Source organism: Streptomyces cucumeris, from assembly GCF_024295805.1.
GTDB classification, from domain to species: Bacteria; Actinomycetota; Actinomycetes; order Streptomycetales; family Streptomycetaceae; genus Streptomyces; species Streptomyces cucumeris.
In genome coordinates, this window is the sequence record NZ_JANCLX010000029.1 from 69,777 (window position 1) to 92,662 (window position 22,886).

The window sequence follows — 22,886 nt, forward strand, 5'->3', positions numbered from 1 at the left end:
CCGGCATTCAGGAAGAAAGCTGCTCGGGCCCGACCCGACTTCGCGGAAAAGAAGTTACGGAGGCAGATGTCATGTCAGTACAGCGGGTTCCCGTCCTCGTCGTCGGCGGCGCCTATACCGGGCTCACGACCGCGCTGAGTCTGGCAGCGCGCGGTGTGCGCCCCCTTCTGGTGGAGCGGCGGACAGCCATCTCCACGCTGCCGAAGGCATGGGGTCTCAATACCCGGTCCCAAGAACTGCTCAACACCTTGCCAGGTGTGGCAGAGCGCATCCGCGCCGCCATCGCCGATGCGCAGTGGCCGCGTATGAGCCACGGCACCTCTCTGGCCGATCCCGAGCGACAGTATCTCGACCCACCCCTGGAGCCCGATCCGCAAGAGCTCTCATCGGTGCCGCCGCTCGCGTGGATATCCCAGGCACGGGTGGAGGAGATCCTCCGCGCCAGCGCGGAGGAAGCCGGTGCGGAGGTGCGCCTGGGTACCGAGATGATCTCTCTTGTCCAGGACGAGGAGAAGGTCACCGCGACGCTGCGCGAGGCATCCACCGGGCATGAGTATGCCGTCGAGGCCGACTACCTGGTGGCAGCCGACGGAAACATGAGCCCCACACGGCACATGGTCGGGATCGGTGTCCAGGGCGGCGGAGTGATCGGCCATATGTACGTCATCACCTTCGAAGCCGATCTGACGCGGTACGTCAAGGACGCTGTCGAGGTCATCGGCATGCCCGGCAGTGGCTGCAGCTTCATCCTGGACGGCTCCGAGCGGCACACCCTGTGGGTCGACTACTTTCCCGAGCGTGGCGAGACACCGGAGGACTTCACGGAGCAGCGCTGTGTGGACCGGATCCGCCGTGCGATCGGCGACCCGGACATCGACATCACCTTCATCAACGCCCGCTTCTTCCCCATCAACCACAAGCTGGCGGACCGCTTCCGTGAAGGCCGGGTCTTCCTGGCCGGTGACTCCGCACATGCCTGCCCGCCCAACGGCGGCCAGGGCGGCAACCTCGCCATCCAGGACGCCTACGATCTGTCCTGGCGGCTCGCCCTGGTGCTCACCGGACAGGCCGGGCCCGATCTGCTGGACATGTATGAAGTCGAACGGCGCCCGGTCATCGACATCACGCTCAAGCGCGAGGTCGAGCTCGCCAAGGTCTCGGAGGGCCGGGTGCCCGCCAGCTACAACCCCGCCGATCCCCATGCCCCCATCCCCACGCCCAAGGAGTTCCTCGGCTTCCGCTATCGCTCCCCGGCGATAGGGACCGAGGCCGACGATGACGGCAGCGTGCAGGAGGATCCGTGGCATCCCACCGGGCGCCCCGGAGGACGCGCCCCGCATGTCGCCCTCACCGATGGCCCAGGGGAGATCTCCACCCATGACCTGTTCGGTCACGGCTTCGTGCTGCTGGCCGGTCGCGAGGCCCCCGGCTGGGTCGCCGCCGCCGAAAAGGTCGCCCGCAAGCTGGGGGTCACCCTGGCCGCGCACCGGATCGGCGACCGCTATGCCGACAGCGACGACCTCTGGTGCACTCGCTACGGCATCGCGCCGGACGGGGCCGCGCTGATCCGTCCCGATGCCGTGGTGACCTGGCGTGCCAAGACGGCCGCGGACGACCTTGAGGGTGCCCTCACGACGGCCCTCAGCCACGCCCTCACCCGCTGACGGGAGCGTTGTCGCATCCGGTTCGGGTGCGGCAACGCTCATCGGCTTCCTGTCGGTGTGACGTGGCGCCGTGGTCTTCCGCATCCTGGCCGACGCCGGAGGCGAGCATATGGTCGCGCATGATCCAGCCGGCCTGGAAGCGGCTCTGCGCTCCCAGGTCGCCGAACATCTCCGCGATGTACTTCCGGCAGGTGCGCACTCCGATGCCCAGCCGCTTGGCCACGACCTCGTCCTTGTAACCGGCGGCGAGGAGTTGAAGGATCGCGCTCTTCGTCTCCTGGGTGAGGCACTCGGGGATTCTGCTGTTCCCGCCGGTCGGCCGGAAGGCCACACTGGTGGCCCAGGCGCTCACCACCATGTGCACGATGAACTCCACCAACGCTCCGTGCCTCACGATATGGGCTCTTCCGGTGTCCGCGCCGTCCAGCAGGAAGGCCACGGACCGGTCGAAGACGATGAGGGCGGGCAGGGTCGCCGCGGCGGTGCGGACCTCACCCCCTGCCGCCAGGACGTGCTCGACGCAACCGCGCACCTCCGCGTCGTAGCGCGATAAGTGCGGGAGCAGCACCCGTACGTTGACCGACGGGTTCAGCAGTCCGGAGTCCCGGCAGGTCACGTCCCGGGCGATCGAGGACACTCCCCGTCCCAGCGGCTGCACGGCGAACACTTCCTCTGCGCACCGCGCCGCGTAGTCCTCCACCATGTCACGGATGTCCGACGCGCCCTCGACCGTGACCACGGGGCTGACACCGACGTTCTCCGCGTCGTCGGCGCAGAGCCCGGAGATCATGTCGAGCTGCTCGCGGATCTCGTTGAGTTGGGTCTGCCAGGCGTCGATGGCTCCCGAGAGCGGCTTGGCGTACTGGAGTCTGATCATCTCCGGGTGCACCGCGGTCCAAGCGCCGTGCCCCTCGGTGTTGTGGCGCGCCAGCCGCATTCTCTTCAGTGTGGACAGCACGCCCTCCGCGTGTCCCGCGCCCCACCCGAGGCTTCTGGACAACCCCTCCATGGTGGCTCCGCCCGTGGTGACGAGGAACTGATAGGCCGTCAGCTCTTCATCGCTGATCAGCGGAATGATGTGCCCGAGGTCCACAGCCTTCTCCCATACTCGCTCCGAACCCGCTCTGATGACTGCGAGTCAAGAATAGACACGCAGTCATGTATGGACGCAAGTACAGACTTTGACTCGAGTTCGCGATGCAAATTCACAAAGGTCCGTACAAGCGCCCAGGTCAGTCAAATCTGCCTAAAGAAATAGTCGGGCTTGAGGCAAAAAATGTTCCGCGGTGTATTTTTGCATCCCTCTTTAACGATCACTGACTCACTCACCCACCCACCTGGAGTCGTCCGTGTGCGGAGCAGAACTCATGCCTTACACACCTGTCGCGATCGTCGGCATGGGATGCCGGTTCCCCGGAGCCGAGAGCGTCGACGAACTGTGGGACGTGCTCATGGGCAACACCGGCGCCGTGAGCCCGGTACCGCACGAACGCTTCGACATCGCCGACTGCTACGACCCCACCCCCATGACCCCCGGTCGAACGGTGTCGCGCCACGGTGGTTTCCTCACCGACCCCTTCGGCTTCGACGCGGCGTTCTTCGGTATCTCACCCGTGGAAGCAAGCGAGATGGACCCGCAGCAACGGCTTCTGCTGCACGTCGTATGGGAAGCCCTGGAGTCGGCGGGGATACGTCCATCGCTGCTCGCGGGAAGCCAGGGCGGTGTGTTCGTCGGGCAGGCGACGGCGGAGTACGCGGAGACCCCTCCCCGAGCCCATGAACCCGATGTCCGCGCCATGGTCGGCAGCCGGCTGCGTTCGGTGACGGCCGGCCGTGTCTCCCACGCCCTCGATCTGCGCGGTCCCAGCGTCGTGCTGGACACCGCGTGCTCCTCGTCCCTGGTGGCCGTGCACGCCGCACGCCAGAGTCTGCTGACCGGTGAGAGCGACCTGTGCATCGCCGCCGGAGTCAACGTCATCATGTCCGCGCACGACTCCATCGCCTACTCCCAGGGCGGCATGCTCTCACCCGGCGGACACTGCCGGTTCGGCGACGCCCGCGCCGACGGATTCGTCCGCAGCGAAGGTGTGGGCGCGGTCGTGCTCAAACGGCTGGACGACGCGCTGAGAGACGGCGACCCCGTGCGCGCGGTATTACTCGGCAGCGCGATGACCAACGATGGCGCGGCGAGCGGACTGCTGGTCCGCCCTTCCGTGGAGGGCCAGGCCGATGCGCTGCGCCGGGCCTGCGCCGGCGCCGGCGTCAAGCCTTCGGAGCTCGACTACATCGAGGCGCATGGCACGGGAACGCACATCGGAGACGAGGTGGAACTCCGCGCGCTCGCGGAGACGGCAGGGCTGGGGCGGGCGCCGGACCGGCCGTTGCTCACCGGGTCGGTCAAGACCAACCTCGGGCACCCTGAGGCCGCGGCCGGTCTCGCCGGACTGATCAAGACGGTGCTCATTCTCGAACACGGTGTCATTCCCGCGTCGCTGCACCTCGACGAGGCGCACGGCCTGCTCGCACAGGACGACTTCCCGGTGCGCGTGGTGACGCGGAACCAACCGCTGGACACGGCCGGTTCCGGTGCCCTGCTCGGCGTCACCTCCTTAGGACTGTCCGGGACGAACGCGCACGTCGTCGTCGGCACGCAGATCCCCGAGCGCACATCCACCGCCCACCGCACCGCCACGGACTCCGGGCCCCACCTGCTGGTGCTCAGTGCGCGGACGACCAGTTCCCTCCGCCGCCTGGCACGGGATTACGCGGACTACCTCGGGCCCTCGGGCCCCGGGCGTCGTCACCGGCTGGGTGACATCTGCTCCGCCGCGGCCATGGGACGCGACGCCCACCCTCAGCGGCTCTGGGTCGTGGGCGACGACCACGACTCCCTGTCGCAGCGGCTGCGGGCCCTCGCCGACGGCGAGATGCTTCCGGACGGCGGCATCGCGGAGGCCGGCCTGTCGGGGGACAAGCGCGTCGTCTTCGTCTTCTCGGGCCAGGGGTCCCAGTGGGAGGGCATGAGCCGCACGCTGTATCGCTCTTCGCACGCCTTCCGGGCCACGTTGGACGCATGTGACCAGGCCGTGCGCAGGGAACTCGGCTGGTCGGTCCTGGACCGTCTGATGTCCGACGACACCGAACTCCCCACCGACGTGAGCACCGTCCAGCCCGTCCTGTGGGCAGTGCAGGTGGCCCTCGCCGCCGCCTGGCGCGAACGTGGCGTGGAACCGGATCTGTGCATGGGGCACAGCATGGGGGAAGTAGCGGCCGCCCATGTCAGCGGCGCCCTGTCGCTCGAGGACGCGGCCGCGGTGATCTGCCGACGCAGCCGGCTGATGCAGCGCACGGCGGGGCAGGGCGCCATGCTGGTGGTCGAGCTGTCGGCCGCCCAGGCGCGGCAGCACATCGAGGGCCACGGCCGAGCCGTGTGCATAGCGGCGGAGAACGCGCCCACCACCACGGTGCTCACGGGTGATCCCGTCGCTCTCGACGCCCTGCGGGCCGAACTGGAGGAGAGCGATATCCTCTGCCGTCCCGTGAAGGTGAACGTGGCCTCGCATTCGCCACAGATGGACGCGCTGCGGGACGACCTGCTCCAGGAGCTCGCCGAGCTCTCCCCGCTGCCCGCCACGACGGGGATGATCTCCACCGTGTCCGGCACCGAGGTCAGCGGCCGGGAACTGGACGCCGCCTACTGGATGGACAACCTGCGCCGGCCCGTCCGGTTCGCCGATACGGTGCAGAACGTGGTCCGCGCGGCAGAGAGCGTTCTGCTCGAGGTGAGTCCGCACCCGGTCCTCCTCGCCGCTCTTGACGACACGTCGGACGGCGATGCGGCCGCGGTGGCATCGCTGCACCGTATGTCCGACGAGCCCACCGAGCTGGCACGGGCGGCCGGCCGGCTCTTCGTCCATGGCGGGCGGCTCGACTGGCAACGCTGGTACGGCGGTGACGCCCCGCGGCACGTGCCGTCGCTCCCCACCTACTCCTGGGACGTGGTGCCGTTCCGGCGCGCGGCGGCCGACCCCGTTGCCGGACATCGTTCCGGTGCCGCTCGGGTCCGGCACATCGATCTCGCGTCGTGGAGCGAGACCGCCGAGTGGGGTGACGGTATAGCGGTCCTGGGGTTCACACCCGTGCCACCCGTCGTCTATCTCTCGGCGATGCTGGAAACGGTGCAGGAGGCCGATCGCACCGCGGCGTTCGAACTGCGTGACGTGACGCTGGGCGATGTGCCCGTACCCGCCGAAGCGGCCGGGGACACAACCCTCCACGTCGCCCTGGGCGAGTACCACGACGGTGCAGGACAGGCCCGCGACGTGACGGTGCGGGCCTCGCTCCCGGGCTCCTCCGCCACGGTCGTCTGCGCTTCCGGACGGGGCATCAGAACAGGCACCGCGGATGCTGTCCCGGACACCTCGGGTGTCCTGGATGCCGCACTCGCACGGTGCCCCGACTACGTCAGCGCCGAAGGCTACTTGTCGCTCGCCCAGCGCCACGGATACGACATCCGTGGGCCGTTCCGGGCCGTCGAACACCTGTGGCGGGGGAAGGGCGAGGCCGTGGCCCGGATACGCCTGGCGAAGCCCCTGCCGCGGGTCGGGTGGGAAGCGGGACTGCTACCGGTTCTGGCGGCGCGGCCGGACACCGCGTCCGGAGACGACGGCATCCATGTCCCGGTCGCCATCGACGCGGTCCGGTTCTACGGCGAGCCGGAGTCGGAGTTCTGGAGTCTGAGCACCGTACGGGCCGGGAGCGATGAAGGCTCACTGCTGGCTGACGTCGTCCTGCTCTCCTCGGACCAACGCCCCCTGGCGCGATTCTCCGGAATCCGTATGCAGAGCCTCGCGCGGCGGGCCGGCACGAGCGCACCACTGCCCTCCGTGTTCACACGTATGTCGGCACTGACCGAACGGTACGTGGCACCAGTGGCCGGCGCGGTCAAGAAGGTCACCCAGCCTCTTGTGGACGGACTCCTCACCGCCCTGCTGCGTTCCGCTACTCCTCCCGCCGCCGACCGGCCGGCCACATCAGGCACGACGGGTACCGCCTTCCCCGAGGCGCGCACCGCGGATCCCACTTCTTCCCCGCGCCCCCAGCCGGGAGACGCCTCGACGTCACTGCTCGAACACTCCGCGAGGCTGCTGGGCATGTCCCAGTCGGAGATCGACGAGCGAAGGTCGCTGCGTGACCTCGGACTCGACTCCCTCATGGCATCCCAGCTCCGCCAACGCCTGCGCCAGAGCCACGGCATCGATGTCCCCGCCGGACGGCTGCTGAGCCGGGAGAGCCTGGCCACCCTGCGAGAGAGCCTCGTCCCGCCGCACGCAGGATCGGAACAAGCCCAGCACGAGGAGCCACGCCACATGACCTGAAGCCAACTCGCGTTACATGTCCGTTCCTGTCGAACTTCGGTGGCACAAGCACCAACTAAACTTGCACTGTGGTATAAAAAGTTGGAGGTTGGCCCGATGAGAGCGTCACCGGGATAGGCAGCACCGCTCCCGGCGGAGCCGTAGCCCTCAGCTTCACCAGCTCAGCACGAACGGGAGGGACGGAATGAACGTGCGCGCAACGCCGCCGCCGATCAGCCGCCGGGAACGCAACAAACAGAGAGTCAGGGAGCGTCTCTACTCCGCGGCGCTCGAGCTCTTCCTGGAGAAGGGGTACGACCAGACCTCCATCGGTGAGATCGCGGAGCGGGCCGATGTGGCACGCGGGACGTTCTTCAACTACTTCCAGCGCAAGGAAGACATCATCAGTGCGTGGGGAGAAAGGAGACGGGCCGCGCTTGTGACTGGTATCGGTGAATCCGACACGTTCACACCCAGTTCGATCGCGCAGCTGCAGGAGTGCATGGCGATCCTCGTCCGTATCAACGACGAGGAACCGCAGCTCACGGCGGCGATGCTGACTGCCTGGGTCAAGGCGGGGCGGCCGATACTTGAAGAGCCGTATGTCGCGGAAGTGTTTGGAAAGATCATTGACGGTGGCGTGCACCGGGGTGAGTTGCGCCCGGAAATGTCGCCCAGCGGAGTCGGTAACGTTCTGCGCGACGTCTATCTCGGAGCCCTCTACCGGTGGGCCAGTCAACCAGCCGACGAGACCAGGCCATCACTCGCCGAAGAACTTCAGCAAATTCTGCGGCTTCTCCTGGAGGGCATGGCCCCGGTGGCCCCACCTGCTCCTTGAGGTGGTAAGCGGCTCTGCGGAGATGTCCGTGAAGGCGATCACGGATTTCGACTGTGCAGACTGTCCGTGTCCACTGTCCTCGACGAGTGGAATCCGCTCGCGTGGGAGAGAAAAGCCGTCCCGAACACCCGGTGGGCTGAAAGGAACGCGGATTCCGCGTTGGCTCAACCGTTTCTGCGGTGCCGCAGATCCCGTTGGGCGACGTACAGATTGGCCGGTTTCACCGAGGTGTCGCCGTAGCCCTCCAGCCGGGAGCGCAGCGGTCCGCTGAAGTCGGGCTTGTCGATCTGGCCGCTGTTGGTCACTTTGGAGATGCCGACGGTGGCGCTGTACGGGGCCACGTCGTCGATCTTCACGCACCCGGCGCGCTTGTTGGTGACCTCGATGTTCCAGTGCGTGAACCGGGCGCCGTACAGGGGTCCGGCGTCGTCGCTGCCGCCGTGCTGACCGTCGTTGTTGATGGTGATCTCGGTGCGCACATTCCCGAAGGGGAGCGCGCGGTGAGTGTCGAACGTACCGGCCGCCATCTGCCCCCGCGACCAGACGTTGCCGCAGGAGAGCCCCTCGACGTCGACGCCGTGGTGAATCGAGCCGGGCGTCGGCTTCTCGGTGAAGGCGTCGATGGTGAAGTCGTCGAAGAGGTTGTCGTGGGACTGGTGCCGACAGGCGTAGGAGTGGTGCTGGCCGCGCCCGGAGATCCGGGTCCGCTTGAGGGTGACCCCCTTGGCGGATACCAGCAGGATGCCGTTGTCGCTGTTGACGACGCGGACGTCATCGGCCCAGCAGTCCCAGGCGCACTGGAAGGCCAGTCCGTTGAATCCCTTGTCCTCCAAGTGCCTGGGACGCTTGGTCTTCACCATCTCGATGGTCAGGCCCTCCACACCTGAGTCGGTGACGATCGGGCACATCGTGGTCAGTCGGGGCTTCCAGCGGCCACGGACGGCGAGTGGCAGCGGCTGGGCCAGGGTGACCCGCTCACCGCTCACCTTCGCGATCCGCACCGGCCATACGAAGGGGGCCAGGGACAGCAGCTTGGTCTTCTTGGCCCAGGGGTACGTGGCGGCGCCCGGGATGTCGCCGCACATGTGCTTGAGCAGGCTGTGCTCGCGGTCGTCGCTGAGCTGGAGCAGCACGCGCTGGTCCGGCCGCAGCTTGCCGCCGTCGGCGACGGTGATGCTGAAGGCGCCCCGCGAGGCGTCGGCGGAGATCGTGGTGATCGCTTTGCCCTCGTCGCCCTTGTTGCCCGTCCAGCCCTCATCCGGCCACCGGCGGTGCCGGATGGCGTCGATCAGGTCGTGGAGGCGGTCCCGGTGGCAGACCCAGACCAGCCCTCCCGACCAGCTCCAGGCCGATTTCGTGGAGCTGCCGTAGCGGTCGTGGTTCTTCCCCACGATCGACTCCAGTGAGTGCGGGGCGTAGAGGGTGGTGCGGTCGCTGCCCTCGCCACGCAGCGTCACATTGCTGTGGCCGAGCTGGATGATGTGGTCGATGCGGTATCTGCCGGCGGGGAGCAGGACGGCTCCGCCGCCCTTGGCGCCGACATCGGCGATGGCCTTGTTGATGGCGGCCGAGGCGTCGGCCGAACCGTCGTTCTTCGCACCGTACTTGAGGGCATTGGCGTGTACTTCCCGGCGCGGGAGGGATTCACCGGTCCGGTACCCGGCGTACGCCACATTGGGCACCTGGGGGTGGTCGAAGGGGTTGTCGGTGAACTCCTGCCATATGCCCTTCGGCGCTGCGGAGGCAGGGGCGGGCAGGCCGCCGAGCATGGCGGCGGCCCCCGCCGCGGTGCCGAGCTGAGCGCTGCCGATGAGAAGCGTGCGGCGTTTGATGGGCATCTTGGTGATCCCTTGGGTGTGGGGGAGGAGTGCGGAGAGTGGCCGCGGAGTGGTGTGACCGAGAAAGCACACGAACAAGAACCAACTCAAGCCAACGTGGCCGAACGGAAGCGCAACACATGACAGCCGCGTTTCCGAGGTGTGTCAATAGTGTTGCCAGGATGGATCGATGGCGCATGTGCGAGATGCGCCCCCGGCTCGGCACGATGACCCCGCCAGGGTAAAGCGATGGCAAACCCCCGTGATGGATGACTAGTTGAGTGGTCGTCACATGTGGAGAGCAACGCACGGCACCCCGCTGATGACGAGGGAGACCACTCGTGAATCGCCGACACTTACTTGCCAACGCTGTCGCACTCGCCGCGACTTCTGTTGTACTCAGCAACGCCGACGCGACGGCGTCCGTCCAACGGCCACCCGCGACCCGACTGCCCTCACCGAACGACATCGCCCAGGTCCTGCACCGCGTGGCGGACCACTGGGTCGGTACGCACGCTGACTCCGGTGACAACAAATGGGCCAACGCCACGTTCTTCAGCGGTCTTCTCGCGCTTCAGCGGATGACCAAGAACCTGCGCTATCTGCGCTACGCCCATGAGTGGGCCGAGAAGCACGACTACGGGCTGAACGCGGGTTCCACCACACGGCACGCCGACAACCAGTGTGTGGGGCAGGTCTATCTCGACCTCTACGAGATCGATCCCCGTGGGCACAAGATCGAGGCCCTCGAGACGTGTCTGCGCCGCATGGTGTACGACGACCGGCCCGCCAAGGACGACGACTGGTGGTGGGTCGACGCCTTGCATATGGCCATGCCGCCGTTCGCCCGTCTCGGCCGCCTCCGCGGGGACCGGCGATACGAGGAGAAGCTGTACCGCCTCTACCAGCACACCAAGCGCAGAGAGGGCGGCCCCGGGCTGTACCACCGCGACACCGGCCTCTGGTACCGGGACAAGCGGTTCCTGCCGGGCCACATCACATCCCCCTCGGGTAAACCGGTGTTCTGGTCACGGGGGAACGGATGGGCGGCGGCGGGCCATGTGAAAACCCTCAAGGCGCTCCCCGCCGACGCTCCCCACGTTCCGGAATACCGTGAGGCCCTGACCCGGCTGGTGAAGGCCGTGGCCCAGCGGCAGCGCCGGGACGGCTTCTGGAACGTCAACCTCGGCGACCCGGAACACCTGCCGGGCCCCGAGACGAGCGGTACAGCCTTCTTCGTCTATGCGACGGCGTACGCGATCCGGACCGGCCTGGTCGACCGCGCCACGTTCCTCCCGGTCGTCGCCCGCGCCTGGCACGGTCTGGTCACCATGGCCGTGCACCGGGACGGCTTCCTCGGCTATGTGCAGGGCGTCGGTGACCGGCCGGAGTCCAGCCAGCCGGTCACGAAGGACACCACGGCCGACTTCGGCGTCGGGGCGTTCCTCCTGGCGGGTACGGAGGTGGCGCGTCTGGCGCGGTGAGCCGCCCGGCGGCCCACCGCGCCGCCGGATCAGCGCGCGCCGCTCGGAGCGGCGGATACGGATTCGGCGAAGGCGACAGTGGAGCACTCAGGTGTCCGTCGGTGCGAGGCCGATGGCCCGGCCGCCCTCCGGCCGGTGGTCGCGCAGCCCCAGCGGTGACTGGCGCAGAAGCGCGACGAACTCCCGTACCAGCCCCTGGGGTTCGCCGCGCAGATAGCAGGTGAGCTCACGGAACAGCCGGGGCCGGGCCGGCCGGACCTCGGCGTCGAGCCCCGCCGGGAGAGCGTTGTCCGGGAGCAAGGCGGGGCCGACGCCGGCGGCCGCCAACCGGGCCGCCGCGTCGACCTGCCAGGTGCGCACCGCCGGGGCGGGCTGGAACCCCTCAAGCGTGCAGGCGGCGTGGACCAAGTCGTTGAGGCCGTGCTCCTGCCCGAAAAGCACCCAGTCACGGTCGGCGAGATCGCCCAGCGCGACCCCACCGGGGTGCCGGGCCGCGGCGGTGGCGGGCAGCACCACGACGAACTCCTCGTGCCCCAGGGAGAGCACCGGCCCGTCCCAGGAGGACGGGCGGGGTCCGATGGCGAGGTCGCCCAGCCCGTCGTGCACCTGTTGCTCCAGCAGGTTCCGGTGGTGGAACTCATGCAGCCGTACGGCACTGCCCGCCCGCCGCTCGTGCCAGGTACGGAGCACCTGCGGGAGGATCCCGGCGGCGATCGAGGACACGGTCGCGATCTCGATCTCGCCGGCATCACCGGTGGCCACGGCCCGCGCCACCCCGTAGGCGCGGTCGGCCGAGCGTACCGCGGCCCGGGCGTGCGGGAGGAAGGCGCGGCCCGTCGGGGTCAGCCGCATCCCTCGGGACAGGCGCTCGAACAGGGGACCGCCGACGTGCCGTTCCAGCGCTCTGAGCTGTTGGGAGAGCGAGGGCTGGGCGATGTGCAGCTTCGCCGCGGCCTGGCTGAGGGAGCCCTCCTCCGCGATGGCCAGGAAGTACTCGAACTTGCGCAGGCTCATGCCATCAGTCTAGGTATAGGCATTGCCTAAGTGAATCCCCAGAGAACAAGTCTTGGACTCTGGGCGGCTCGGGCGAGCATGCTTCCGGTATGACTCACCACGAGCAGCTCACCCCCACGGCTGAGGAGCGGGCGGCCGCCCGCGGCAATCGGGACGTCGGCACGCGTCTTCTGTTCGAGAACGACGCGGTGCGGGTCTGGGAAGTGCGGCTCGCTTCCGGAGAACGTGCACCGTTGCACTGTCATGCACTCGACTACTTCTGGACCTGCGTCGAGGCCGGAACCGCCGGTCAGATCACGATGAACGGCTCGGACTGGCAGCGGACCCGTGTGGACTACACCGTCGGGGACACCCGGTTCTTCCACCACGGCCAGGGCACGCGCACCATCCACGACCTGCACAACATCGGCGACACCACACTGCGCTTCATCACGGTCGAACTGCTGGGCACCGCGCACCAGGGCACAGACGGCCCCCTCTGAGAAGGAACACCGCCATGGCCATCCGGCTCTCCATGCACAACTGGATGCGTCCCGAGCCCGTCGAGGACACCGTCTCCCGACTCGCCCGGCACGGCTACGACGCCATCGAGATCTCCTCGGACCCCCGGAACATGGATGTCGCGGACATCCGCCGACTGCTCGGCGAGCACGGTGTCGCCTGTGCCGGGGCGCTGGCACTCTTCATGGGCGGGCGGGACCTGGTGCACGAGGACGTGTACATCCGCGAGGCATCCCTCGGCTACCTGATGGACACGATCCAGCTCACGGAGGCGCTCGGCGGCACCTTCGTCACCGTTCCCTGCACCGTGGGCAAGGTCGTGCCCATGGCGGACCCCGAGGCCGAATGGGCCTGGTATGTCACAGCGCTCCAGCGGGCGCAGCGGCACGCCGCGAACTGCGGGATCCGGCTCGCCATCGAACCGCTGACCCGCTACGAGACCTATCTGATCAACCGGGCCGATCAGGCACTGCGGCTGGCCGAGGAGGTCGGTGACGACTGCGGCATCTGCCTCGACATCTTCCATATGAACATCGAGGAAGCCGACTGGAAGGCCGCTCTCCGCGCCTGTGCGCCCCGCCTGGTCAACTTCCACGTGGCGGAGAACAACCGGCTGGCCCCGGGTTCGGGCGCCATCGACTGGTCGGTGCTGATCGAGGAACTTCTCGCGGTGGGATACGACGGCCATCTGTCCGTGGAGTTCATGCCCGCCGTCGACCGCACTCCGATCTCCGACCGCCACATCCTCGACGCCGATGACGCCACACTCGGCCGGGGCATGGCGAAGTGGCTGCGCGACCACGCCTCGGGCATCCTGCCCGCGGACCTCTACGACGCCTACACCGCGCAGTCGGCTCAGACTCTGCGTCACCATCTGACCAAGGCGTACGCCCGCCGCTGACCGAGGCTCTCGCCTCCGGCCGAAGTCCGTTCCCTGTTCACGGCGCGTGCCCGTCCTCCCCCTCTCCGCTCCGGGCACCGTGCCGTCACCGGCCCGCGCCGCTCCGCGCGTTCCGCCGCGTCCCCGCACCGCTCTCCCCGTTCCCCCTGGAGCCGCACCATGCCCAGACCCATCCCACGCGTGTCCGCCGACACGACCGCCCCGGACATGTCCCCGGCCGTCGTCCGGCGGCTGTTCATCGGCAGCTGTATCGCCCTCGCCGCGACCGGTATGACCTTCTCCGTGCGCGGCGACATCATGGCCGCGCTGGGACAGCAGTTCTCGCTCGACCACTTCCAGCTCGGCCTGATCGCCGGCGCCGCCTTCTACGGATATGTCGCCGCCATCCTGGGCGGCGGGCTCCTGGTCGACCTGCTCGGCGTCGGGCGGATCCTGCACGCCGCGTTCGTCGCGCAGATCGTGGGGCTGCTGCTCACCATTGCCGCCCCCGGCTTCGCGCTGCTGTTCACCGGCACCCTGGTGGTCGGCCTCGGCAACGGACTGGTCGAGGCCGCTACCAATCCGCTGGTCGCCACGCTCTATCCGCGGCGCAAGAGCCAGCGGCTGAACGCCTTCCACGCCTGGTTCGCCGGGGGCCTCATCGCCGGCGGGCTGGTGGGCTACGGCTTCACCCGAGCCGGGCTGGACTGGCGCGTCAAACTGGCGGCGATCATCGTGGTCACCGTCGCCTACGGTGCCGTCTTCTTCCGGATGCGATTCCCCCGCACGGAGCGGGTGACCTCCGCGGTGTCCACCGGCGAGATGTACCGCACCGCGACCCGACCGATCTTCCTCGTCTTCCTCGGCTGCATGTTCCTCACCGCCTCCACCGAGCTCGGCCCCAACCAGTGGATCCCCGAAACCCTGGGGCAGACCGCCGGTGCCTCAGGGATCCTGGTGCTGATCTTCATCAACGGCATCATGTTCGCCTCCCGCACTCTGGGGTCCCGGCTGGTCGAGCGGGTCAGCCCGGTGACCGTGCTCGCCGTCTCCTGTGTCCTGGCGGCTGCCGGACTCCAGATGCTGTCACGCGCACACTCGCCACTGGCCGCCTACGGCGCGGCGGCCATCTTCGCCCTCGGCATCGGGCGGATGTGGCCCACCATGCTCGGAGTGGTCGCCGAGCGCTACCCCACGGGCGGGTCGTTCGTACTGGCTCTCATGGGCTCCGGCGGCATGCTCGCCACCGCTTTCACCCTGCCGTGGATGGGCCACCTCATCGACACCCAGGGTGTGGCCGCCACCTTCGCCACGGTCAGCGTGCTGCCCGTGCTGTGCGCGGTGGTCTTCCTGGCGGTCTGGCTGCGCGACCGCGCGGGAGGCGGTCACCGCGCCCAGAAGCCGGGCTGCACCCCGGATCTGCCTTCGCTCACCCGGCCTGAGGCCGAGACCCCCTAGGCATGTTGTCCGGCCTGGAGCCCCTGGGCCCAGGGGCTCCAGGCCGGACCCGGCAGGAGCATGATGGCAACAGGGGCAGAACGGATACGCAGGGAGCCACCGCCATGCCATCGGCAGGCCGGAAGCACATCGCGTCCCGCGGCCCGGGTTCTCCATCACCGGACCGGGCGCCGCTCCAGACACCCCTGACCTCGGCGGTCCAGGAGGCCGTCGTCGAGCTGGACGCCGTCGCCGGGATCGTCTACTTCGTGGAGGACGACCGTGAAGGGCTCCGGGCGGCTCTGATCGGCGGCACACCTCCGGCCGTCTTCACCATGCCCGAGCGGATCCCGTTGGACGGCCCCTACGCCTCCTCGACGGCATGGCGGACCGGCACGATCGTGGTCATCGGCGAGCCGGTGATCCGCCCCGACGACCCCGGGCTCGCCCGTCTGGTGCCCTTTCCGTACTCAGCGGTGGCCACCCCGCTGAGCGCCCACGGCCACCGGCTCGGGGTCCTGACCCTCATTCGCATTCCCTCCCGGGACGGCATGCTGACCGCCGGGCAGCGCCGACGGCTGCGGGAGATCGGCGACCGGCTGGCTCACGACCTGGTCCCGTCGGCGGAACGCGGGGCGCCGTCGGCGCCCGCACCCGACCCGGTGGTGTTTCCGGTCTATCCCGCCGACCCGTGTCCGGCCCGCGCGTCCGCCGACGTCTGGGGGCTGCCCGATGTCCGCGGGTCATCCGGGATGACGCTGATGTACCAACTGCACAAGCTCAGCGGGGCGCTGAACGAGGCCGTGGACATCGACGCGGTGGTCGCCGCCGCCCGGTCCCGGATCATGGAGCCGTGCCGGGCGCGGTCCGTGGTGATCAGCACCGTGAGTGACGGCCGTCTGTGGGTCGTGGGCCACTGCGGCACCTCCACTGGTGTTCTCCGCCTGCTCCACGGTTCCAGCGCGGACGGCGGGTCCCCGACTGCCGATGTCCTGCGTGGCCGGGACCCCCTGCTCTTCGCCGACCGCGCCGAGCTGCTCGCCGCGTATCCGGACACACCGGAGGACGGCTGCCGCGCCTGGGCGTTCCTCCCGCTGCGGGCCCACGACACCGCGGTCGGCGTATGCGGTCTCGGCTTCGCCGAGGAACGCCGGTTCGGGGCGGAGGAGCAGGCCGTGGTGATGATGATGGCGGGGCTGCTCGCCCAGGCCCTGGAACGCGCCCGGCTGAGCGAGAGCGCACACGCGCTCGCCGAGAGCCTCCAGAAGCGACTGCTGCCGCGCATCCTGAGTGATCTGCCCGATGTGATCACGACGGCGCGGTATCTGCCCGCCCCCTCGAGCGCCGGAGTGGGCGGCGACTGGTACGAGGTGATCACCCTGCCCGGCGGGCGGATCTGCCTGGTCGTGGGAGATGTGGAGGGCCACAACGTGGAGAGCTCGGCGGTCATGGGCCAGCTGCGCAGCGCGGTGCTCGCCTACGCCCGCGAGGGGCACGGCCCGGCCGCGGTGCTCACCCGGACCAGCAATCTGCTCACCGAGTTGGCCACCGAACTGCTGGCGACCTGCTGTTTCGTCTGCCTGGACGTTACCGAGGGGGCGGTCGAAGCGGCCCTGGCCGGCCATCCGGCACCACTGGTGCGCCGCCCCGACGGCCGTACGGAAGCGCTGGACATCCCCGCCGATGTGCCACTGGGCGTGTACTCCGACGTTCCGTACCGAACCTATGAGACCACCCTCGAACCCGGCTCGCTGCTCCTGCTGTACACCGACGGCCTCATCGGCGTCCGGACCCCCGATGCGCTGCCCCGGGTCCGCTCCCTGCTGGCGGCGGGCCACCGCAACCGCGAGCACAACCTCGAAGGGCTCGCGGATCGGCTCATCGCCACCGTGCCCCCGCCCCCCGAGCGCCGCGACGATGTCGTCCTGCTGCTCGCCCGTTACGAGGGAACGCCGCTCGAACTCGGCTCCCGGTTCAACCGGTTGGAGATCCAGCGGCACGATCTGCAAGGGGTCAAGGCGACGCGCAGATTCATCCGCGAGAGCCTGGCGGCCTGGGACCGGGACACGCTGGCCGACGATCTGGAACTCATGGCCTCGGAGGTCGTGACCAACGCGCTGATCCACGCCGACAGTCATGTCGATCTGCGGCTGCGCGCATGCCCGGACCACATCCGGCTGGAGGTGCGGGACTCCGACGCGACGCCCCCGGTGCCTTCCGCGCTCTCCGCCTCCGACGAGGAGAACGCACAGGCGGAGCACGGGCGCGGACTTCTCATCGTGGAGAGCCTTGCCACCGCGTGGGGCACCTCGCCCAGCGGGCGCGGCAAGACGATCTGGCTGGAGCTGTCCACCTGAAAGGCGGTCAGTCCTCGTGGGGGCAGCCTTCTCCGCCCACCCACTCCTGCCAGTCGAGGTAGCTGGTCGAGTCCTTGTCGCCGACGAGGAGGTCGGCGGTGGTGAGCAGATGGCGGCGCATCGCGCGGGCCGCGCCGGAGGGGGCGCAGGTGGCGATCGCCTTCGCGATGGTCTCGTGCTCGGCGATGATCTGACGCGCCATGCGCCGGGCCGGGAGGGTGCGCCGTCCCTGGAGGGCGATGGCGTCGCGCAGGCTCGAGACATGGTCGGCGAGCCGGTGGTTGCCGCTGCCCCGCAGGATCACCTCGTGGAAGCGGCGGTCCGCGGCGAAGAACGCCTCCTCGTCCTCGGCCCTCTCCCGCATGTCCTGGAGCGCCGCTTCGAGGTCCGCACGCTCCTGGTCCGTCATACGCGCGGCCGCGCGGCGCGCCGCGGGCGGTTCGAGCAGCAGGCGCAGGGTGCAGATCTCGGCGAGGTCCTCATCGCTGGTGGTCATGATGCGGACGCCGCGGTTGCGCTCGATCCGCACCAGTCCGGCGTCGGCGAGCCGGAGGAGGGCCTCCCGGACCGGTGTCCGGGAGACACCGAAGCGCTGGCCGAGTTCCTGGGCGGAGTACAGGGAGCCGCCCACCAGTTCTCCCTGACCGATGGCGTCACGGATCGCGGTCGCGAGTTGATCCGTCTTGTTCGGTACGGCACCCCGTGGTTCCACAAGAGTCCCCATCATTCTGTGCGGCGGCATCGCCGCGTGGCGGCCGGGCGGGCGGAACCGTATGGCCCCGCCCATCCCACTCTGCTGTCCCGTTGTTTCAGGAGACCGTATCCTTCACCGGCGCGGCCGCCTTCGGCGACGGCTGTGCGGTGCGGTCGCGGCGGGACCTGAGGGCGAGGATCACGACCGTGATGAGGGCCAGGGCATCGGCGGCGATCATCACGGACATCGACAGGCCCACGTTGCCGCCGGTGGCGTCCTGGATCCAGCCCACCGCGAACGGGCTGACGAAACCGGCGGCGTTGCCCATGGAGTTGATGAGCGCGATACCGGTGGCCGCCGCGGCTCCCGAGAGATAGGCCGTGGGCAGTGACCAGAACAGCGGCTTGGCCGTCTGGGCGGCCACCGTGGCGATGGTGATCATCACAAAGGCCAGGGCCGCGGCCTTCAGGCTGAGGGCGGTGGCGATGAAGGCCACGAAGGAGACCGCCAGCGCGAGGATGACCGGCATCGCCGACCTGCTGTGCCGGGACGCCTTCCGTCCGGCGACGTACATGCCCACCGCGGCGAAGGCGAACGGCACCGCGGTGACGAAGCCGAGTTCGGTCTTGCTGAAGTTGCCGAGTTCGTCGATGACCGAGGGCATCCAGTAGACCAGCGGGTAAGCACCGCACTGGAGCAGGAAGTAGATCAGACAGAGGGTCAGCACCCGGCCGCTCCGGAACACCTCCCAGTGGCCCAGCGGGGCCGCTTCCCGGCGTTCGGCCTCCTCCGCCGCCAGGGTCCTGTCCAGCCAGTCCCGCTCAGCGGAGGTCAGCCAGGGGGCCTTGGCCGGGCTGTCGGCCACGGTGAAGAAGAACACGAAGGCGAGGGCCACGGCGGGCAGTCCGCCGACGATGAACACCCAGCGCCATGCCTCCAGGCCCAGCGTGCCTTCGAAGGTGCTCAGGATCCAGCCGTTGAACGGGCCCGCCAGGGCGGAGCTGAGGGGGATCGCCATCATCAGGACCGCGATCATCCTGGTCCGCTCGCGGTTGGGGTACCAGCGGGCGAGGAAGACGATGATGCCGGGGAAGAATCCCGCCTCTGCCGCGCCGAGCAGGAACCGGGCGGCGTACAGGGTGGCCGCGCTGTTGACGAACGCGGTGGCGACGGCGATCACACCCCAGGTGAGCATGATCCGGCTGAGCCAGATCCGAGCGCCGACCCGGTGCTGGACCAGATTGCTCGGCACCTCGAAGAGGATGTAGCCGATGAAGAAGATGCCGGCCGCGAAGCCGAAGCCGGTGGCACTGAGGCCGAAGCTCTCGGTGAGTCCGAACTTGGCGAAGCTGATGTTGATCCGGTCCACGTAGCTGACGAAGTACCCCGCGATCAGGACCGGCATCAATCGCCAGGTGACCTTGCGCAGGGCTCTCGCTCCCACCGCGTCCGCGTGTTCCTTGATGTCGGGTGCCGTCGACACAGCGCACCCCTCGCCTTCTTGGATCGTGGGCGACATGGCTGCACGAAGTAACATGCAACCCTGGAGGTGTCGAGCACCATAGTGGGTTACCGATGGGCAGGGAACCCTTGCGGCAGGCGGCGGAACATATGCTTCCGATTCGGGCATCCGCTCACTTGAGCTGCACAGATAAGGCGTAGGCGGCGACATGAGTCATGTCTGAGGTGGCTCCTTGTGTGGAATCTTCGCCCCATCATTTGCATGTAACATGCCGCGTCACGCACGGCTTGCTGAACAGACATGACCTTCGGGCCCCACGCCGGGAGGAGAAGGGATGCCATCGTGACGCGCACAGGACCGGACGCCGCTCATCGATCCGATGTCCTCGAGGAGTTCCGGGCGCGGCTCGCCCTGTCCCTCCCCGAAGCCGCCCGCACGGATCTCGCCGCACGAGCGGCCTACAGCTCCGACGCCTCCGTCTATCGGCAGGTCCCCTGTGCCGTGCTGCACCCGCGCCACCCCGCGGACGTCCGCCAGGCGCTGGCCCTCGCCACCGCTTCCGGGATCCCCGTGGTCGCCCGCGGCGGCGGCACCTCCGTCGCGGGCAACGCGATCGGGCCCGGGCTCGTCGTCGATTTCTCCCGGCATATGAACCGGATCCTGTCGATCGACCCGGCGCGGCGGACCGCCGTCGTCGAACCCGGAGTGGTCCTCGACGACCTGCGGGCGGCCGCCGCGGAGCACGGCCTCACCTTCGGCCCCGACCCCTCGACCCATTCCCGGTGCACCATCGGCGGCATGGTCGGGAACAACGCCTGTGGCTCCCACTCGGTGGTCTGGGGGACCACCGCCGACAACGTCACCGGCCTGCGGATGATGCTTCCGGACGGCAGGGAGATCGACGCCCGCCGCGGGACCAGCGGCGACCCCGTCCTGGACGACCGGCTGCGAGACCTGCGCGACAGGACCATGGCGCCGCTGAGGGTGGAGCTCGGCCGGTTCCGGCGCCAGGTTTCCGGCTATGCCCTCCAGCATCTGCTCCCGGAGAACGGGTTCGACGTCGCCAAGGCGCTGGTCGGCAGCGAGGGCACCTGCGGGCTGCTGACACAGGCCACGGTCCGGCTGGTCGAACCCCCCGCCGCCCGGGTCCTGTTGGTGCTCGGCTTCCCTGACGTCTACGTGGCCGCCCAGCACGCCCCACGCCTGGCCAAGGCCGGAGCCCTCACCGTGGAGGGCATGGACGCGGGTCTCCTCGCCGCGCTGCGGAGCCGGCCAGGAGGCGAGAGGGCCGGTGCCACGCTGCCCTCGGGCACCGCCTGGCTCTACTGCGAGACCGGCGGCCACACCGTGGACGAAGCCGAGACGGCGGCGTACGCACTGGCGGACCTCGTACCGGAGGCTTCCCGGACCGTGGTGAGGGCCGGAGCGGAGAGCCGTGCACTCTGGCGCGTCCGGGAGGAGAGCGCGGGTATCGCCACCCGCGGCGCGGACGGCGGTGAGGCATGGCCCGGATGGGAGGACTCCGCCGTACCGCCCGAGCACCTGGCGCCCTACCTCCGGGACCTCCACGCCCTGCTGCGGCGGTACGGGCTGCACGGCTCCCCCTTCGGACACTTCGGCGAGGGCTGTCTGCACCTGCGCACCGACTGGGACCTGACCACGGCGCCCGGCATACGCGACTACCGCGCCTTCGTGGAGGAAGCGGCCGACCTGGTGGCGGAGTACGGCGGCACCCTCTCCGGGGAACACGGCGACGGCCGGGCCCGGTCGGAACTGCTTCCCCGGATGTACCCGCAAGAGATCCTGGACGCCTTCGCCGCGTTCAAGGCCGTCTTCGACCCTGGCGACCTGCTCAACCCGGGCGTCATCGTCGATCCCGCGCCGCTGGACGAGGCCCTGCGCCCCGGCCCCGGCGGCGACCGGCTGGAGCTGATCCCGGTCCATGCCCTGGAGCGGGACGGGGGCTCCTTCGCCGCGGCGGTCCGCCGCTGTGCGGGGGTGGGCAAGTGTCGGGAGGAGACCCAGGGCACCATGTGCCCCTCGTTCAAGGCGACCCGCGACGAGGTGCACTCCACACGCGGCCGCTCCCGGATCCTGGCCGAGATGCTGCGCGGCGACTCCATCCCGGACGGCTGGCGTTCCACCGAAGTGCGCGACGCACTCGACCTGTGCCTGTCCTGCAAGGCGTGCGCCGGCGAATGCCCGGTCAACGTCGACATGGCCACCTACAAGGCGGAATTCCTGCACCACCACTACGCCGGGCGGCTGCGCCCCGCCTCCCACTACTCGATGGGCATGCTTCCGCTCTGGTCCCGGCTGGCGGCCCGGATGCCCGGCGCGGTCAACGCCGTCACCTCCCACCCCACCGCGTCCTCGGTGCTCAAACGCCTCGGCGGGATCGAACCGCGCCGCGAGATTCCCCGCTATGCGCACCAGACCTTCCGCTCCTGGTTCGACGCTCGGGAGACGCCACCCGCGGCGGCGGATGCGACCCCCACGGTGGTCCTGTGGCCCGACACCTTCACCAACTTCTACACCCCGCAGGTCGGCAGGGCGGCTGTCGAGGTCCTGGAACGGCTCGGATTCCGGGTCGTCCTCCCACCGCGCCAGGTCTGCTGTGGCCTCACGTGGTACTCGACCGGACAACTCACCACCGCCCGAAGGAAGTTGCGCCGGACCCTCGCCACGCTGCGCGACCATCTGCGGTCAGGGCACACCGTCGTGGGGCTGGAACCGTCCTGCACTGTGATGCTGCGTGACGAGGCCGTCCGGCTGCTGCCGGACGACCCGGACGCCGCGCTCCTGCGGTCGGCCACGACCACCCTGGCCGAGTTCGTTCTCGCCCAGGACGGCCGGTGGCCGTTCGAGCGAATCGACACCACCGCGGTGCTCCAGCCGCACTGCCACCAGCAGTCCACCACCGGAACCGAGGCCGATCGCGCACTGCTCACCCGCCTCGGGGTGGAACAGGACGTGGTCTCCTCGGGCTGCTGCGGCCTGGCCGGGAACTTCGGTTTCGAGAAGGGGCACTGGGAGGTGTCCCAGAGCAGCGCCGAACGGGAGCTGTACCCGAAGGTCCGGGCCGCTCCGGAAGGGCTGATCCTCGCGGACGGATTCTCCTGCCGAACCCAGATCGCCCAGGGCACCGGCCGGGAGGGCCACCACCTCGCGGAAATCCTCCGCCGCGCGATGGAGCCGTTCTGAGGCGACCGGGGTGGTGGCTGTTGTCCTTGCGTCTACGCAGGTAAGTCCGGGTGCGGTGATAGCGCACGCCTCGCCGGTTCGCGATGTGTGGGTCTGCTCTGGTGCTGGTGACAGCCCGGGGGACTTCGCGCCCCGCGTCACCCGGCGGCTCGTGCCGCACCCGGGGGGTGGCCGCTC

14 protein-coding genes are annotated in these 22,886 nt (G+C 69.2%); 9 read left to right on the forward strand and 5 right to left on the reverse strand.

The genetic code is table 11. The annotated features are described in order from the left end of the window. Nucleotides 1-71 precede the first annotated feature (71 nt). Nucleotides 72-1,664, forward strand: a complete 1,593-nt coding sequence (locus NMK44_RS31700; protein ID WP_254749690.1) for an FAD-dependent monooxygenase — start codon at nt 72-74, stop codon at nt 1,662-1,664. On the opposite strand, the gene NMK44_RS31705 is transcribed toward NMK44_RS31700, so the two are convergent. Continuing rightward, nucleotides 1,654-2,757, reverse strand: coding sequence for a helix-turn-helix domain-containing protein (locus tag NMK44_RS31705; protein WP_254749692.1), 1,104 nt, complete (start codon nt 2,755-2,757; stop codon nt 1,654-1,656). The genes NMK44_RS31700 and NMK44_RS31705 overlap by 11 nt on opposite strands. Before the next feature lie 274 nt (nt 2,758-3,031). Between NMK44_RS31705 and NMK44_RS31710 the strand changes: the two genes are divergently transcribed. Next, complete coding sequence (locus tag NMK44_RS31710; RefSeq protein WP_254749694.1) at nt 3,032-7,042, forward strand: type I polyketide synthase; 4,011 nt, start codon at nt 3,032-3,034, stop codon at nt 7,040-7,042. Between the two features lie 184 nt (nt 7,043-7,226). Beyond that, nucleotides 7,227-7,859: a TetR/AcrR family transcriptional regulator gene (locus NMK44_RS31715; protein ID WP_254749696.1), complete on the forward strand. Its 633-nt coding sequence runs from the start codon at nt 7,227-7,229 to the stop codon at nt 7,857-7,859. 164 nt (nt 7,860-8,023) lie between these two features. Here NMK44_RS31715 and NMK44_RS31720 read toward each other — a convergent pair whose 3' ends face one another. Next, complete coding sequence (locus NMK44_RS31720) at nt 8,024-9,697, reverse strand: glycosyl hydrolase family 28-related protein (RefSeq protein ID WP_254749698.1); 1,674 nt, start codon at nt 9,695-9,697, stop codon at nt 8,024-8,026. A 320-nt stretch (nt 9,698-10,017) separates the two neighbouring features. Here NMK44_RS31720 and NMK44_RS31725 point away from each other — a divergent pair, with 320 nt between their 5' ends. Further along, on the forward strand, nt 10,018-11,160 hold the full coding sequence (locus NMK44_RS31725) for a glycoside hydrolase family 88/105 protein (RefSeq protein WP_254749700.1): 1,143 nt from the start codon (nt 10,018-10,020) through the stop codon (nt 11,158-11,160). An 87-nt stretch (nt 11,161-11,247) separates the two neighbouring features. Here NMK44_RS31725 and NMK44_RS31730 read toward each other — a convergent pair whose 3' ends face one another. Continuing rightward, entirely contained in the window at nt 11,248-12,174 is a 927-nt protein-coding gene (locus NMK44_RS31730; protein WP_254749702.1) for a LysR family transcriptional regulator, read from the reverse strand. A gap of 89 nt (nt 12,175-12,263) precedes the next feature. Between NMK44_RS31730 and NMK44_RS31735 the strand changes: the two genes are divergently transcribed. The 4 genes from NMK44_RS31735 (at nt 12,264) to NMK44_RS42225 (ending at nt 17,349) form a co-directional block, all read left to right on the forward strand. Then, entirely contained in the window at nt 12,264-12,656 is a 393-nt protein-coding gene (locus NMK44_RS31735; protein WP_254749704.1) for a cupin domain-containing protein, read from the forward strand. A 14-nt stretch (nt 12,657-12,670) separates the two neighbouring features. After that, complete coding sequence (locus NMK44_RS31740) at nt 12,671-13,576, forward strand: sugar phosphate isomerase/epimerase family protein (RefSeq protein WP_254749706.1); 906 nt, start codon at nt 12,671-12,673, stop codon at nt 13,574-13,576. Between the two features lie 159 nt (nt 13,577-13,735). Continuing rightward, nucleotides 13,736-15,013, forward strand: coding sequence for an MFS transporter (locus NMK44_RS31745; RefSeq protein WP_254749708.1), 1,278 nt, complete (start codon nt 13,736-13,738; stop codon nt 15,011-15,013). 104 nt (nt 15,014-15,117) lie between these two features. Then, nucleotides 15,118-17,349: a SpoIIE family protein phosphatase gene (locus tag NMK44_RS42225; protein WP_302888868.1), complete on the forward strand. Its 2,232-nt coding sequence runs from the start codon at nt 15,118-15,120 to the stop codon at nt 17,347-17,349. A 7-nt stretch (nt 17,350-17,356) separates the two neighbouring features. On the opposite strand, the gene NMK44_RS31765 is transcribed toward NMK44_RS42225, so the two are convergent. Then, the gene (locus NMK44_RS31765; RefSeq protein ID WP_254749710.1) at nt 17,357-18,061 is read right to left on the reverse strand and encodes a GntR family transcriptional regulator; all 705 of its coding nucleotides are present in this window, start codon (nt 18,059-18,061) and stop codon (nt 17,357-17,359) included. A gap of 97 nt (nt 18,062-18,158) precedes the next feature. Beyond that, nucleotides 18,159-19,526 carry an MFS transporter gene (locus NMK44_RS31770; protein WP_254749712.1) on the reverse strand — a complete coding sequence of 456 codons (1,368 nt, stop codon included), beginning with the start codon at nt 19,524-19,526 and terminating at the stop codon, nt 18,159-18,161. Nucleotides 19,527-19,847: 321 nt separating this feature from the next. Between NMK44_RS31770 and NMK44_RS31775 the strand changes: the two genes are divergently transcribed. Then, nucleotides 19,848-22,709 carry an FAD-binding and (Fe-S)-binding domain-containing protein gene (locus NMK44_RS31775; RefSeq protein WP_254749714.1) on the forward strand — a complete coding sequence of 954 codons (2,862 nt, stop codon included), beginning with the start codon at nt 19,848-19,850 and terminating at the stop codon, nt 22,707-22,709. Nucleotides 22,710-22,886 lie beyond the last annotated feature (177 nt).

Excerpts from the sequence above, each read along its gene's own strand:
- NMK44_RS31700 (WP_254749690.1), top strand. The coding sequence starts at position 72 with ATGTCAGTACAGCGGGTTCCCGTCCTCGTCGTCGGCGGCGCCTATACC.
- NMK44_RS31710 (WP_254749694.1), top strand. The coding sequence starts at position 3,032 with ATGCCTTACACACCTGTCGCGATCGTCGGCATGGGATGCCGGTTCCCC.
- NMK44_RS31715 (WP_254749696.1), top strand. The coding sequence starts at position 7,227 with ATGAACGTGCGCGCAACGCCGCCGCCGATCAGCCGCCGGGAACGCAAC.
- NMK44_RS31720 (WP_254749698.1), bottom strand. The coding sequence starts at position 9,697 with ATGCCCATCAAACGCCGCACGCTTCTCATCGGCAGCGCTCAGCTCGGC.
- NMK44_RS31730 (WP_254749702.1), bottom strand. The coding sequence starts at position 12,174 with ATGAGCCTGCGCAAGTTCGAGTACTTCCTGGCCATCGCGGAGGAGGGC.
- NMK44_RS31735 (WP_254749704.1), top strand. The coding sequence starts at position 12,264 with ATGACTCACCACGAGCAGCTCACCCCCACGGCTGAGGAGCGGGCGGCC.
- NMK44_RS31740 (WP_254749706.1), top strand. The coding sequence starts at position 12,671 with ATGGCCATCCGGCTCTCCATGCACAACTGGATGCGTCCCGAGCCCGTC.
- NMK44_RS31745 (WP_254749708.1), top strand. The coding sequence starts at position 13,736 with ATGCCCAGACCCATCCCACGCGTGTCCGCCGACACGACCGCCCCGGAC.
- NMK44_RS42225 (WP_302888868.1), top strand. The coding sequence starts at position 15,118 with ATGCCATCGGCAGGCCGGAAGCACATCGCGTCCCGCGGCCCGGGTTCT.